Raw genomic sequence first — 13,083 nt, 5'->3', positions numbered from 1 at the left:
AAAATATCACTTATAAGTGTTGTTCAAATTTCCTGATCCACCTCTAACCTCATGTTCAGTATTAACAATTAGGTTTTATGAAAAGGAAGGTTTAATTCCGGAACCGGAAAGAACGGAAGGAAATTACCGCCTTTACGATGTAGGCTATGTTGAGCGAATTAAATTTATTTTGAATTGCCGAACTTTAAATATGAGTTTGAATGAAATTCGTCAATTACTTACCTATAAAGACAAACCTGAGAAAAATTGTTCAGATGTGAATGAATTAATTGACTTACATGTCAGTGCTATCAGAGAAAATATAATCAAGCAACAAAAGCTTATTGAACAACTATCTGATTTAAGAGGTACTTGTGATGGTTTATGTACAATTGACCAATGTGGAGTTTTAAAAAATCTAGCTTGATTATCTAGACCTATGCTTTTTTCAAAAAATCGGCACTGTTGCAAATAACCACGAATGGTAAGCTGAAGACTGTTTTAGCTAAAGGTGCAGCATATGAATCCTTTCCATGGTCGGCATTTTCAGGGCGGAATCATTCTTTGGGCTGTGCGCTGGTATTGTAAATATGGCATTAGCTATCGTGAACTGCAGGAAATGCTGGCCGAACGGGGTGTGAATGTTGATCACACGAATATTTACCGTTGGGTTCAACGTTATACGAATCTAAAAATGGGAGCCTAAGCTCCCATTTTTATTGTTAAACGTTGAATCCTATATGTTTTCCTGTTGGAAGCTCTACATCAATACGGAGCTTCCCACCCATTGCCTCAACATACTTTTTCATGGTTGAAATCTTAAGATCATTGCCACGATTTTCTATTGCTGAAAGCGATGGCTGTTTTATTCCCAAAGTTTCAGCAAGCTCTTTTTGAGAAATTTCGAGTTCTTCACGAATAAGATGAAGCTGATTTTCTAGCAGTAATTCATCAGCCATTTTTTGAATACGGGCTTGGCTCTTTGGAGAGCGGCTAGCTAACAATTCTTGCAGAGTCTTAGCCATTAGATTTATCTCCTTGGGTAGTGAGATGAAGTTGGTATTGTTCATCTGCAATATCCAGCATGTCTTTATAAAAACGCTTTTTACCGCCTTTATCAGCAATACATAGAACAATAGCCTGTCGTAAGGGATCAAATGCGAAGAAAGCTCTTAAGGGTCTACCGCGATGTTGAACACGCAGTTCTTTCATTGAACCGTACCGGGTTTGTCGGAGACTTTTTTATTTAAGTTAGGCCACCTGACCTAACGGGTTAATCTTATCATAGTACATTGCTTCAAACTCAAAAGGCGATACATAACCCAGTGCACTGTGTACACGCTTTTTATTGAACCAATCTACCCAGTTTAGTGTCGCAAGTTGTACATCTGCTAAACCTTGCCAATCTGCTTTTAAATATTCAATCACCTCTGTTTTGTATAAGCCATTCACCGTTTCAGCCAGAGCATTATCGTATGAATCACCAGTTGTACCGACTGATGCTCGTAAATTTGCAGCTTCTAAACGATTGGTATAGCGAATAGAAAGATATTGAACACCTCTATCTGAATGATGAATCACATTCTTAGGCATACCTCGATCGTGCAATGCTTGCTCCAATGCATCGAGCACCATATCTGTATTCATCCGTGTAGATACTTTCCATCCAACAATTGCTCGTGAGAACACATCAATAACAAATGCGGTATATACCCAGCCTGAATGAGTTTGAATATACGTAAAGTCACCCACCCATAGTTGGTTTGGATGATCAGCATTAAAATTACGTTTCACTAAATCATCTGCCCGTTTTTGGTCATCTCGGTTACGAGTAGTTTGTTTATTCTTACCACGCCAAACACCTTGTATACCTAGCTTTTGCATCAATCGAGCAACTGTACAACGTGCAATAACATAACCCTCACGTTTCAATTTTTGCCAAACTTTACGTACACCATATCGACCTGAACTTTCTTTCCAAATACGTTTGATTTGCTCTGCATGATGTAAATCATGCAGAGCACGTTTCGCTCGATGTTCTGGGTTATCAACGAGATCTAAAGCCCGATAATAGGTCGAAGCTGCAATCGGTAAAATTCTACAAATCGCTTCAACACCATATCGATCTTTATTGTTATGGATAAAATCCACCATTATTTGTGTGGGCGGTCGAGCTCCGCCTGGGCGAAAAAAGCGGCTGCTTTACGTAGAATCTCATTGGCGCGTTGCAGTTCTTTATTTTCGCGTTCGAGTTGTTTGATACGTTCTTGGTCTGAAAGCTGCTGTACTTTAACTGGATTTTGTTTATCTAAATATTTTTGATACCAAACACGTAGTGTTTCAGGAGTACAACCGATTTTAGGAGCAATAGCTGTGATTGCTGCCCAAGTAGAAGGATAATCTTTTTCAGATTCAATTAGTAATTGAACCGCTCTTTCTCTGATTTCAGGGGTATATTTTAATTTTGTCATCGGGATAGTCTCTCAGAATATTGACTCTCCGACAAACCTGGTACGGTTCACATATTGGTAAATTTAGACTCATACACAGTATCTACTAAAGAACGGCCTAAACTCGGTCCCTGCTGCTGTAGAACAACCAGGGCAGCTAGGACCTTCTCTTGTGTAGGTTCATCTTGCTGTTCAAGCCACTGATTAAATAGAACTGTCGTAATGACTGTCCACATACCACAACCAAAATATAGATTATAGTCTATATTTTAGGGGCATTATGTTTGTTTTGCAAATGAGAAAGGATAGGCAATAAAAAAGCCCGACATCCTGTCGGGCTTTTCCATATTTGGCGCTTAGATCTGACTCCTGTCTGATCTCACGTTCCTTGTTGTTCATCTTATTCTTTTTATCTGGAGCATCCTGCTCTCTATGTCTTCATGATAGGAAATTTCCAGTATTGCGGATAGCAGCAAAGGGCCGAGATTGGTATGAGCCAGGGCTTACAAAATAGCCTAAATTTTATCCACAGCAATTGGGGATAGTTTCACAACCTGGATCCGCATGAAATGGGCACTGATTGCCAAATTGATCATTTATTAATCGATTTTCTTGGCAAAATGTTACAGATTTGCTTAAAAACTCACCAACTTATTACAAAAGCCAATTTTTGTGCGTTTTGTGATCAGGTTGAAATTTTCAAGTTATTGATATTTATATTAATATACAAATGTGTTATTCACCAATTAAAATGTCTATGCGATAAACCATTTAAAATGTCCTGTTTTTAACCACAAGAGTCAAGCACAGGATTTAAATTTCTTTGTCCAATAACAGCTTTCTGAGCTTTACGGCTCGGCATACTTTTCTTGGCACGGGAACGTTTATTCTGTTTCTCCAATTCTTCATGTTGTTGCTGGATATGCGCCAGGACTGAACCTAACCGTTTATTCTCAACAATCTCATTTTGCTGCAGCCCAGCCAATTTATTGAAGATGCTGTAGTTGAGCTTTCGTCCTTCATGCATGAGGGCCACAGTGCCATCCGGATACTCCAGAAATGAAACGTATTGCCCAGCAAGCTTATGATTCAGCTCTGTCGGTTCAAGCAGATAAATACATTTGTCATAGGTAATCGTCAGGTTCTTGGTGACCTTACGCGGTTCCTGCCAGGTAAAAATATCATCCAGTTCAAGATCAGATTCGGTTAATGGTCGATGCAGGTTCTTTGAGTTTCGCGCACATTTGGCGAACTTCTGATTGAACTGCTCAATAAAGCAGGGCAACCAGGCATTTGCTTCTGCAATCGAACAGATGCCTTCCAGGCGCATCTCCTTGATCAAACGGTCCTGAAGGGTTCTATTCGCTCGCTCTACGCGACCTTTGGCCTGGGGTGAATTGGCGAAGATAATATCAATGTTTAACTCATTCAGAATCCGCCCAAATTGCGTGATCTGGCTGTCTTGCCTGGATTTCTGGTTGACTCTAAATACCGAGTGTTTATCGCTATAAAAGGCCAAGGGCTTGCCGTATTGCTCAATGTAGGCTCGGGTTGAAAGCATATAGTCAAAGGTCGTTTCAGCCTCACAAAAGCGTAGATGCAACAGCTTGCCGGTAGCATCATCGATATAAACCAGCAAACAGCATTTGGTGGCTCTTCCTTCAAACCAGTCATGATATGAGCCATCAATCTGGATCAGCTCACCGAAGCAATCACGGTTATAGCGTGGCTGGTATGGGCGTTTTAGACGTTTGGATCGCGGAATCCAAAGGTCATTTGCAGTCATCCAGCGCCGAACCGTTTCTACCGGGATATTCAGGTCAAACATGCTGCTGAGCTTCTCATGCGCCAAGGTAGGTCCAAAGCCCAGCAGATGTTCAGAAATAATGGAAAGACATTGCGATTTTAATAAATCGTCATGGCGATGATGGCCCGGTTGACCACGACTGGCATGCGTCATGCCTGAAACACCATCTTGATTGAGCTTCTGCAATAACCGGGTAATTTGACGGGTGGAAAGATTCAGGATTTCAGCAGCACGGACTTGGGTAATACGATGATCTCGAACGTCTTGCAGAACTGCAAGACGTTGAATTTCTTTGTCAGACATAGTGATCAGCATCTATATTTTATATCCAGTCCATGGTGATAAAAACCATCATAAACCAGACATTTTTATTGGTGAGAATATAGACACTTTAAATGGGTTCTAACAAAATGCTGTCGTATAACCGCCATTATGTTAAATGGGGCGGATTATTCTCATTAATGATCCCAAAAGCTTTTCTCCATGCCTGAGGGCTGGTGCCATATTTTTCACGGAAATTCTTTCTAAATGACACAGTATTATTAAAACCTGAAAGCTCAGCTATCTTTTCGATAGACAAGTTTGTCGTTTCTAAGAGTTCACAACTTAATCTGATTCTTTCAGTATTCAGCCAATCGACTAAGGTCATACCTGTAGCTTTCTTAAAATGCCGTGTGAACGTCCTACGTGTCATATGTGTCCGTTCAGCTAGGCTTTCAATATTATGTTGTATAGCTAAATTCGTTCTTAAAAAATCAAGTAATAGGTTAATTTGTGCATCTTGACTCGATTCTGCTACTGGTTGTTCAATAAACTGAGCTTGTCCACCTTCACGGTGAGGCGGAATTACCATTACTCTAGAGACTTTATTCGCAATTTGTGCATTATAGATTTCACGTACCAAGTATAAACAGCAGTCTAATGCTGCACCTGTTCCAGCAGAGGTTACGATCCTTTGGTCTTCTACATACAAGGCATCATGATCAAGCTTAACCTGTGGAAATCGCACACAGAAATCTTGTTCAGCCATCCAGTGTGTAGCTGCTTTTTTATGGTCAAGTAAACCAGCATATGCCAATGCATAAGTTCCATAGCATAACCCTACAAGTCTAATTCCAGTCTGATATGCACAATTTAGGGCATCAATAAGTACTTGTTCAGGCTCGTGATTAAAATCATCCCACCCAGGAATAATAATAAAATCCGATTCTTTAATAAGTTCAATCCCGCCATCAGGCATAATCATCATTGATTGTTCTGTTTTTACAGGCTGACCATCTATAGAAAAAATTTTAAGGTCAAATAAGGGCTTATCTTCAATTTTGATATTGAAGATAATATAGGGGATAGAGAAGTGAAATGGATTTATATTGGGATAGACGAACAATCCAATCACTGGTATAGCCATTAAACCTACCTCTCTAAAATAATAAATATAGCATTTTGTCCCAATAGTTTCGATGATTGTCCTTCAGGACAATTTTTTTGTTTGATATTTTCTATCATGATCTAGGTATGACTAAATGATTGGATCTGGAACATGAATAAAATTGTAAGTAGTTCACTTATTACACTCTCTCTAGCAATGGCCTCAGTCCATTTATCTGCGAATGATAATGTGGTTCAGCGAGATACGTCTAAAGTTACGTATATACAAGAAATTCGCAATGCAACGATTAAAGTAACCTATGCTGATACAACTTTTTTAATTGACCCAATGTTTGCGAAAAAAGGCTTCTATGAAGGTTTTCCTGATACTCATCGTAGCTATTTACGTAACCCATTAGTCGATTTGCCCATCAAGCCTGAAACGATTTTAGAAGGTGTAGATGCGGTAATCGTGACCCATACACATTTAGATCATTGGGATGATGCAGCACAAGCGACTATTCCAAAAAATATGCCTTTGTTTGTACAGAATAAAGAAGACCAAAAAGTCATCCAGTCACACGGTTTTAAAGATGTTCGTGTATTAACACAAACAACGTTTGAAGGCATTAAACTCACTAAAATTGGTGGCCAACACGGTACTGATGCTATGTACCGTATTCCTAAGCTCAAAGCTGGATTAGGTGAAGCAATAGGTATGGTATTTGAAGCTAATGGCCATGAAACAGTTTATGTGGTTGGTGATACCATTTGGCGTCCTGACGTTGATCAAGCAATTCAATCTTTTAAACCGGATGTGATTGTATTAAATACAGGTAACGCTTTGGTTAATGGCTTTAAAGAATCCATTATTATGGGCAAAGAAGATACTTACCGAGCAACTCAGAAAGCGCCAAATGCCAAAGTTATTGCTGTTCACATGGATGCCATTAACCACATGTCGGTAACACGTGCTCAGCTTGCAGAATATGTAAAAGACAAAGGAATCCAGGATAAAGTACTAATTCCTATCGATGGTGAAACGCTTTCTTTCTAAAGTAACTTAAAGAACTGGAATACATCCACTTCTTTAAAATCATAAGCAGAACAAAACAAATATTAGTTAAGTAAAGGAACAGATATGTCAAAATCAGCTTTATTAGTATCGACTTACAAAATGAATATCTACCTACAGGTAAATTACCATTGGTAAATATTGAACAAGCTGCTGCTAATGCAGTGAAAGTAATTGCGAAAGCCCGTCAACTGGGTACTCAAGTGATTCATGTGCAACATATTGCTGATGCTGAATCTCCTATATTTGAACCTAGCTCAAATAGTATTGAATTTCAGGACACAGTTAAGCCGCAAGAAGATGAAGCTGTAATCATTAAAAATCACATCAATGCGTTCTTAAATACGAATCTCAAAGAAATTTTAGATAGCAATCAAGTGACTGAGTTAGTCGTGATTGGTGCTATGACGCATATGTGTGTTGATGCTGCTGTTCGTGCTGCTTCTGATTTTGGTTATAAGGTAAAAGTGATACATGATGCTTGTGCAACACTAGACTTGGAATTTAATGGCGTTAAAGTACCTGCTGGTCATGTCCATGCAACATTAATGGCCGCTTTTGAATTTGCATATGCTCAAGTAATATCAACTGAAGATTATGTTAGCTAAAGACTAAGATTTCCTAAAATTAACATAATACACGTTATATGAAGTTAAAAAAGGGAGCTTTAAGCTCCCTTTTTTACTAGTTTTTTTTAAATTGCTAAGCGTAAATTCAGCGCTTTTACCACTTTAATAACAGTATCAAAGCTTGGATTTACATCGCCAGAAAGTGCTTTATAAAGACTTTCTCGGCCTAAACCTGTATCTCTTGATAATTGAGCCATTCCTTTAGCTTTAGCAATATTACCTAAAGCTTTTGCAATGAATGCCGCATCACCATTAGATTCATCTATACAGGCTTGTAGGTAAGCTTGCATATCTTCTTCTGTTTTAAGATGTTGAGCACTGTCCCATTTACGAAGTTTGATAGCCATTTACAGCTCCTCCTCTAAATCTTGTGCTAGTTGTAGGGCAAGTTTTATATCTTTACTTTGCGTAGACTTGTCTCCGCCTGCTAAAAGAATAACGACCCTTTGCCCTTGCTTACAGTAATAGATCCTGTAGCCAGGTCCAAAGAAGAAACGTAATTCAGAGACACCTTCACCGACTGGTTCAGTATCTCCAAAGTTTCCATCTTCAACCCGATCAATTCGGACTTGTATACGTCTTTTTGCCTGCTGGTCTTTTAACTTAGTAAACCAGTCATCAAAGACTTCAGTGATATATATTGAGTACATAAGATTAATGTATCCTATAGGATACATTCATGCAAGAAATAAACTTGAATGTATGGGGCTTATAACAGAATTTCGTATAACAACCATTATGTTAATTTTAGAAAAACTTCAAATGAGCTTACTGCTCAAGCAAGACTCCTGTCTAGCTTCACAATCCAAGTGTCTGACTTACGATTATTGTTTTAGATCCTCAAACATCCTGTTCTATGGAATCATCAAATGATGACTTTAATTTGACGTTTATGCTGATACATTTTTTCATCTGCTTCAATTACTGCCATTCGTAAATTTTTACTTGGTTCACGTGCTGCAACACCAAGAGCAGCATTAATTCCAGCATTTTGTAAGGACTTTAAAAGCCGATTCACCAATTTCTGAGTATTTTCTAAAGTCGTTTCAATATTTAGAATGCCAAACTCATCTCCTCCTAAACGCGCGACTAAATCATTGGAGCGTACATTTTTCTTTAAGATTTGGGCCGTTTTTTGGATCATCTGGTCTCCAGCCGAATGACCAAATTTATCGTTTATAGCTTTTAAGTCATTTAAATCTATCATAATCACTGTGGTTGGATGTCCGTACGTTTTACATCGATCTTCCTCTAAATCCAAAAATGTATCCCAAGCACGACGATTAAAAACACCCGTTAAATGATCGGTTAATGAATCCATTTCAAGCTTTTCACTAACTCTTTTTTGTTCATTAATTTTAAGTTCATTTTGTAAAATTCGACTAAGTAATAAACTTAATAGCTCTAATAGATCACTATGTTGTTCTATGCTTTGAGGCTGTACTGATGGATCAATAGCACATAATGTGCCGAAAATAGAACCATCCTCATTGAATAAAGGTTGCCCAATATAGGCGTTTATATCGACCAGTTTGTTGATGCCTGCTTCTACATACAGTGGAATCTTTTTCGAATCAGGTGCTATGCGTGGCCCTTTATCTAATACCATCTTAGAGCAGTATGAGTCAGCCCAATTGAAGACCTGTCCTGCCTGTACTCCATATCCATGATCTTTAGCTTGCAAAACTATCCAATCATTACTTTCAGTACGAGTAATCATCCATAAAGCAAAGCCTAAGTGATTATGTAAATACTCTAAAATTTTTTCACCAGCATCTTTAAAATCTTTAAGGTTTTCATAAGAAGGGATCATAATTACTCACTATTTTGATTAGGATTGAACCTAGAAGTGGCAAAATGCTATTTAATAGGACCAATAGAAACTTTAATTCTCATTGTATATACACTTACAAGCTTAATCTAAAAAATAGTTAATAAAAAAGCCCGACATCCTGTCGGGCTTTTTTATTAACTATCTAAATCAAATTTCCACATTAAAGAAAACTTGGCAAACCTTTAGCAGGATCTGTTTCACGTGCCGCTTGAGCATCTGCTACAGTCATACCTAAGGCCTTAGCAACGCCTTGCCCATAAGCTGGATCGCAAGCATAACAGTTGCGGATATGACGGTATTTGATGAAATCTAGCGCATCACCCATCGCTGCGGCCGTGTTATTAAACAGGGCCTGTTTCTGCTCATCATTCATCAAATTGAACAGGGCACGTGGCTGGCTGAAGTAATCATTGTCATCTTCACGGAAGTCCCAGAAATCAGCATCACCGGTAATCTTTAATGCTGGTTCTTTAAACTGAGGTTGTTCCTGCCACTGGTTAAAACTGTTCGGTTCATAATGTGGCAATGAACCATAGTTGCCATCCATGCGGCCCTGACCATCACGACGATTAGAGTTTACAGGGCAGCGTGCAGCATTGACCGGAACCTGTGAATGATTTACACCAACACGGTAACGCGCTGCGTCGGCATAGTTCACTAAACGTGCCTGTAACATACGGTCCGGTGAGTAGCTGATGCCCGGTACAAGATTACTAGGTGCAAAGGCTGCCTGTTCTACATCCTGGAAATAGTTTTCCGGATTGCGGTTCAGCTCAAATTCACCGACTTCAATCAGTGGATAATCGCCCTTCGGCCAGACTTTGGTCAGGTCAAATGGATGATAAGGCACTGTTTCGGCTTCCAGTTCTGGCATGACTTGAACGTACATTTTCCATTTTGGATAGTCGCCACGTTCGATGGCATCAAACAGGTCGGTCTGGCTGCTTTCACGGTCTTTGGCAATCAAGTCTGCTGCTTCAGCATCGGTCAGGTTCTGGATGCCTTGCTGGGTACGCATATGGAATTTCACCCAGAAGCGTTCATTTTGGGCATTGATAAAACTGAAGGTATGGCTGCCAAAACCATGCATATGACGGTAGCCAGCAGGAATACCGCGATCCGACATGACAATGGTCACCTGATGCAAGGCTTCAGGCAATAATGTCCAGAAATCCCAGTTATTGGTGGCACTGCGCTTGTTGGTTTTCGGGTCACGTTTGACTGCTTTATTCAGGTCAGGGAACTTGCGGGCATCCCGTAGGAAAAATACCGGAGTATTGTTGCCAACTAGATCCCAGTTGCCTTCTTCAGTATAGAATTTCAGGGCAAAACCGCGAATATCACGTTCTGCATCGGCCGCACCACGTTCACCCGCCACCGTTGAGAAACGCGCAAACATTTCGGTTTTTTTGCCGACTTCAGAGAAAATTTTAGCGCGGCTATATTGGGTAATATCATTGGTCACGGTAAAGGTACCGAAAGCACCTGAACCTTTGGCATGCATACGACGCTCTGGAATCACTTCACGGACAAAGTTGGCCAGTTTTTCATTCAGCCATAAATCCTGGGCAAGTAAAGGTCCACGCGCACCTGCCGTCATACTGTTCTGATTGTCGACCACAGGGGCACCAGCTTCAGTAGTCAGGTGGGTAACAGGACATTTTTTAGGGTCTTGACTCATACTATTAACTCCCGTTTCTTTTAATTTAAATTTCCTACAGAAATTTAATATTTTCAATCCTATCTTACCCTTTACTTGCTTATTAAAATATTAAACTAAGGATATTTTTGAAAATTTATAGCCAACTGATTTAACATAAATCTCTTATACGAAACGTGTTTTTAATATTACTTTAAGATCAGTATCTTATCGTTATTCATACCCTCTGGAACGTTCTCGTTCAACCGACTTGGAAACAAGTCGGTTTCTTTTTAAGCAAAACTGTAACTTTTAGCCAATAAAGTTGATCAAAAAACATTCGTTTTTGCATTTTTTCCTGATTTCTCAAGGGTCACAGTTCAGAAATAATCCCCAATTTCTGCGGACAACTCTTGGGATAAAATAGGCCAACTTTGTAAGCTAAAACTTACACAGATTTAAGGTTTTTGCGGATTGGTAATCCAAAGCATTAGCCCTATGATGAATACATAAGGGAACTGGATGTTTCTAGAAAACAAGAATAAGAAAATAGCGCAAGGAATGGGCAGCACGAGATCAGTAAGACGAGCAACCCGATATGAAAAAGCCCGACAGCATGTCGGGCTTTTTTTATGGCTTAAATTTCTATAACTGAGTATTGATCTGATAGCGTGTATTACGTCCCCCACCTTCCAATTTGACGATACAACCTTTCTCAAGTAAGTCAGATAAATGACGAGTAGCTGTCGCCTTACTTGTTTTAGTAACTTTTTGATATTGTGACGCGCTAATACCATGTTCAAAGCCATTTTCCCCACCGTCTAATAAACGATTGAGGACTTTGCGCTGTTCTTCACTCAGGGCTAAATTTGAATATTTATGCCAAAACTGGCTTTTAAATAATGTCCGATTGATCTGTACTAAGGTTTTTTCAAGGCTATCATTCAATGTATCTAAAAACCAAACTAGCCAATCGGTGATATCAGAATCATTTTTTTGAGTTTGTTCTAATATCTCATAGTAACTTTTACGTTTATTCAATATCGCAGTAGACATAGCATATAAACGAATGCTCTGTTCATCCATTTGAGCTAAAGAAAGGTCTGTAAGTGTACGTGTAATACGTCCATTACCATCATCAAAAGGATGTAGGGTAACAAACCATAAATGGGTAATACCTGCACGTAACAGAGGATCAAGCAATGAATCATTTAGACTTTGATTAAACCAATCTATGAAGGCATTTAAGCGTTCTTCTAAGCCTTGTCTTGGCGGTGCTTCAAAATGCACTTTAGGATAGTCCAATCGACCTGAAACGACCTGCATAGGCTCTGCCCCCCTAAGTTGACCAATGCGTAAACGGTGCATTGTCCAATCTGGGTCATTGAAAAGCCAACGATGCCACTGCATGAGACGATTAACAGTCAATGGTTGCTTAACATCGTTAAGCGCATCTAGCATGATATTGGCTAAACCTTCTGATCGATCTGAGCTTGGATAAGGCTGTTCAAGTGTGACACCTAAGCGTTGAGCTAGAGATGATCGTAGTGAAAAAACATTGATCGTTTCGTTTTCAATCGCAGATGAAGCAACAATATTGGCAAGCAGAGTATCTAGGGTGAATTGCTCTTTTGCTAAATCATGCTGACTTTGCCCCAGAATAATCCCTATTTTTTGATGTATCTGTCTGGTTTTAGGTAAGATAACTGAATCTAGCCATGTAAAATTTGTCCAGTTTTCTGCTTGCCAAATCCATTTCTGCATTTTCAATCGCTCATCTAAAATTTCAGATGAGTTGAATATAGCACTTATTCGGCTCATAACAAGAGCCGAATATGATAATTAATCAGCTCATTTTTTATAGGACATTTTAAATGGTTTATCGCATAGACATTTTAATTGGTGAATAACAGAAATATATCGGCTTTTTTATAAACAAACTTGATATGTTTTTCCAAAAAATAGAGATCATTTGAGAATATTTGTATTTTCTACTTTTAAACTCAATTATTTTTAGGGGGATGACCTGAGAGCTATTAGCTCTCGTTTCTTACAATGCGTATCGTATTGGTTTTAAAATACTATCTATAAAATTTTAAAAATTTTTCCACTTACAGTACTTTGAAAAAACATTTCAAAACTAGGTCGAATATCTTCTCCATCAACGGTGATATGTCTTATATTTGAGTGAGATTGCGTATCGGCAAAATGATGATCTACTGTTGCTTGAATAGCTTGTTTAACCCCAAACTGGTCTTTTACGTTGAGAGTCTGTTTAAACATATATATCCCATTAATAAAA

At 38.9% G+C, this 13,083-nt stretch carries 13 protein-coding genes, 3 pseudogenes and 1 other annotated feature; of the genes and pseudogenes, 4 read left to right on the top strand and 12 right to left on the bottom strand.

Annotation, left to right across the window (positions count from 1 at the left end):
• The first annotated feature begins 16 nt into the window (after positions 1-16).
• Positions 17-406 carry a Cd(II)/Pb(II)-responsive transcriptional regulator gene (gene cadR / locus AC4CUZ_RS19240; protein ID WP_490748112.1) on the top strand — a complete coding sequence of 130 codons (390 nt, stop codon included), beginning with the start codon at positions 17-19 and terminating at the stop codon, positions 404-406.
• Positions 407-499: 93 nt separating this feature from the next.
• Positions 500-661, top strand: a pseudogene (locus tag AC4CUZ_RS19235) (IS6 family transposase); the annotation flags it as partial.
• A gap of 40 nt (positions 662-701) precedes the next feature.
• Here AC4CUZ_RS19235 and AC4CUZ_RS19230 read toward each other — a convergent pair.
• From AC4CUZ_RS19230 to AC4CUZ_RS19205, 6 genes and pseudogenes are all read right to left on the bottom strand, one after another.
• Positions 702-1,004, bottom strand: a complete 303-nt coding sequence (locus tag AC4CUZ_RS19230) for a helix-turn-helix domain-containing protein (protein ID WP_317118529.1) — start codon at positions 1,002-1,004, stop codon at positions 702-704.
• Positions 997-1,194: pseudogene (locus AC4CUZ_RS19225) on the bottom strand (type II toxin-antitoxin system RelE/ParE family toxin); the annotation flags it as partial. The gene AC4CUZ_RS19230 and the pseudogene AC4CUZ_RS19225, both read right to left, overlap by 8 nt.
• Before the next feature lie 36 nt (positions 1,195-1,230).
• Positions 1,231-2,450, bottom strand: a protein-coding gene (locus AC4CUZ_RS19220; RefSeq protein WP_100222794.1) for an IS3 family transposase whose coding sequence is annotated in 2 segments (ribosomal slippage) — positions 1,231-2,174 and positions 2,174-2,450 — 1,221 coding nt in all. Because the reading frame shifts where the segments join, the coding sequence is not laid out codon by codon here.
• Positions 2,059-2,175 (bottom strand) — a sequence feature (AL1L pseudoknot). (Overlaps the previous gene by 117 nt.)
• A gap of 50 nt (positions 2,451-2,500) precedes the next feature.
• A pseudogene (locus tag AC4CUZ_RS19215) lies at positions 2,501-2,665 on the bottom strand (type II toxin-antitoxin system RelE/ParE family toxin); the annotation flags it as partial.
• A 551-nt stretch (positions 2,666-3,216) separates the two neighbouring features.
• On the bottom strand, positions 3,217-4,551 hold the full coding sequence (locus tag AC4CUZ_RS19210) for an ISNCY family transposase (protein WP_071851543.1): 1,335 nt from the start codon (positions 4,549-4,551) through the stop codon (positions 3,217-3,219).
• Between the two features lie 115 nt (positions 4,552-4,666).
• Positions 4,667-5,644: a GlxA family transcriptional regulator gene (locus AC4CUZ_RS19205; protein WP_317118527.1), complete on the bottom strand. Its 978-nt coding sequence runs from the start codon at positions 5,642-5,644 to the stop codon at positions 4,667-4,669.
• 132 nt (positions 5,645-5,776) lie between these two features.
• Between AC4CUZ_RS19205 and AC4CUZ_RS19200 the strand changes: the two genes are divergently transcribed.
• The gene (locus tag AC4CUZ_RS19200; protein WP_490748111.1) at positions 5,777-6,661 is read left to right on the top strand and encodes an MBL fold metallo-hydrolase; all 885 of its coding nucleotides are present in this window, start codon (positions 5,777-5,779) and stop codon (positions 6,659-6,661) included.
• A 149-nt stretch (positions 6,662-6,810) separates the two neighbouring features.
• Positions 6,811-7,287 (top strand): cysteine hydrolase family protein, encoded by a 477-nt coding sequence (locus AC4CUZ_RS19195; RefSeq protein WP_490748110.1) that lies wholly within the window; start codon positions 6,811-6,813, stop codon positions 7,285-7,287.
• Between the two features lie 86 nt (positions 7,288-7,373).
• Here AC4CUZ_RS19195 and AC4CUZ_RS19190 read toward each other — a convergent pair whose 3' ends face one another.
• The 6 genes from AC4CUZ_RS19190 to AC4CUZ_RS19165 all read right to left on the bottom strand — a co-directional run bounded on the left by AC4CUZ_RS19190 (position 7,374) and on the right by AC4CUZ_RS19165 (position 13,064).
• Positions 7,374-7,655, bottom strand: a complete 282-nt coding sequence (locus AC4CUZ_RS19190; RefSeq protein WP_301434988.1) for an addiction module antidote protein — start codon at positions 7,653-7,655, stop codon at positions 7,374-7,376.
• The gene (locus tag AC4CUZ_RS19185; protein ID WP_180165446.1) at positions 7,656-7,958 is read right to left on the bottom strand and encodes a type II toxin-antitoxin system RelE/ParE family toxin; all 303 of its coding nucleotides are present in this window, start codon (positions 7,956-7,958) and stop codon (positions 7,656-7,658) included. It abuts the gene before it with no gap.
• A 215-nt stretch (positions 7,959-8,173) separates the two neighbouring features.
• Positions 8,174-9,121, bottom strand: a complete 948-nt coding sequence (locus AC4CUZ_RS19180; protein WP_317118395.1) for a sensor domain-containing diguanylate cyclase — start codon at positions 9,119-9,121, stop codon at positions 8,174-8,176.
• Positions 9,122-9,302: 181 nt separating this feature from the next.
• A complete protein-coding gene (locus tag AC4CUZ_RS19175; RefSeq protein WP_049590605.1) occupies positions 9,303-10,823 on the bottom strand; it encodes a catalase in 1,521 nt (506 codons plus the stop codon).
• A gap of 603 nt (positions 10,824-11,426) precedes the next feature.
• Entirely contained in the window at positions 11,427-12,545 is a 1,119-nt protein-coding gene (locus AC4CUZ_RS19170) for a Fic family protein (protein WP_317118396.1), read from the bottom strand.
• 321 nt (positions 12,546-12,866) lie between these two features.
• Positions 12,867-13,064 (bottom strand): hypothetical protein, encoded by a 198-nt coding sequence (locus tag AC4CUZ_RS19165; protein WP_004637135.1) that lies wholly within the window; start codon positions 13,062-13,064, stop codon positions 12,867-12,869.
• Positions 13,065-13,083: the final 19 nt, after the last annotated feature.

It is taken from the genome of Acinetobacter sp. 789_lipA (genome assembly GCF_058242845.1).
The sequence above is the reverse complement of the archived record's forward strand: the minus strand, read 5'-3'. Positions and strand labels throughout refer to the sequence as shown.

What these genes read in the sequence shown, in the direction of transcription:
- AC4CUZ_RS19190 (WP_301434988.1), bottom strand. Translation starts at nt 7,655, where the DNA reads ATGGCTATCAAACTTCGTAAATGGGACAGTGCTCAACATCTTAAAACA.
- AC4CUZ_RS19210 (WP_071851543.1), bottom strand. Translation starts at nt 4,551, where the DNA reads ATGCTGATCACTATGTCTGACAAAGAAATTCAACGTCTTGCAGTTCTG.
- AC4CUZ_RS19230 (WP_317118529.1), bottom strand. Translation starts at nt 1,004, where the DNA reads ATGGCTAAGACTCTGCAAGAATTGTTAGCTAGCCGCTCTCCAAAGAGC.
- AC4CUZ_RS19205 (WP_317118527.1), bottom strand. Translation starts at nt 5,644, where the DNA reads ATGGCTATACCAGTGATTGGATTGTTCGTCTATCCCAATATAAATCCA.
- AC4CUZ_RS19180 (WP_317118395.1), bottom strand. Translation starts at nt 9,121, where the DNA reads ATGATCCCTTCTTATGAAAACCTTAAAGATTTTAAAGATGCTGGTGAA.
- AC4CUZ_RS19185 (WP_180165446.1), bottom strand. Translation starts at nt 7,958, where the DNA reads ATGTACTCAATATATATCACTGAAGTCTTTGATGACTGGTTTACTAAG.
- AC4CUZ_RS19175 (WP_049590605.1), bottom strand. Translation starts at nt 10,823, where the DNA reads ATGAGTCAAGACCCTAAAAAATGTCCTGTTACCCACCTGACTACTGAA.
- AC4CUZ_RS19170 (WP_317118396.1), bottom strand. Translation starts at nt 12,545, where the DNA reads ATGCAGAAATGGATTTGGCAAGCAGAAAACTGGACAAATTTTACATGG.
- AC4CUZ_RS19200 (WP_490748111.1), top strand. Translation starts at nt 5,777, where the DNA reads ATGAATAAAATTGTAAGTAGTTCACTTATTACACTCTCTCTAGCAATG.
- AC4CUZ_RS19165 (WP_004637135.1), bottom strand. Translation starts at nt 13,064, where the DNA reads ATGTTTAAACAGACTCTCAACGTAAAAGACCAGTTTGGGGTTAAACAA.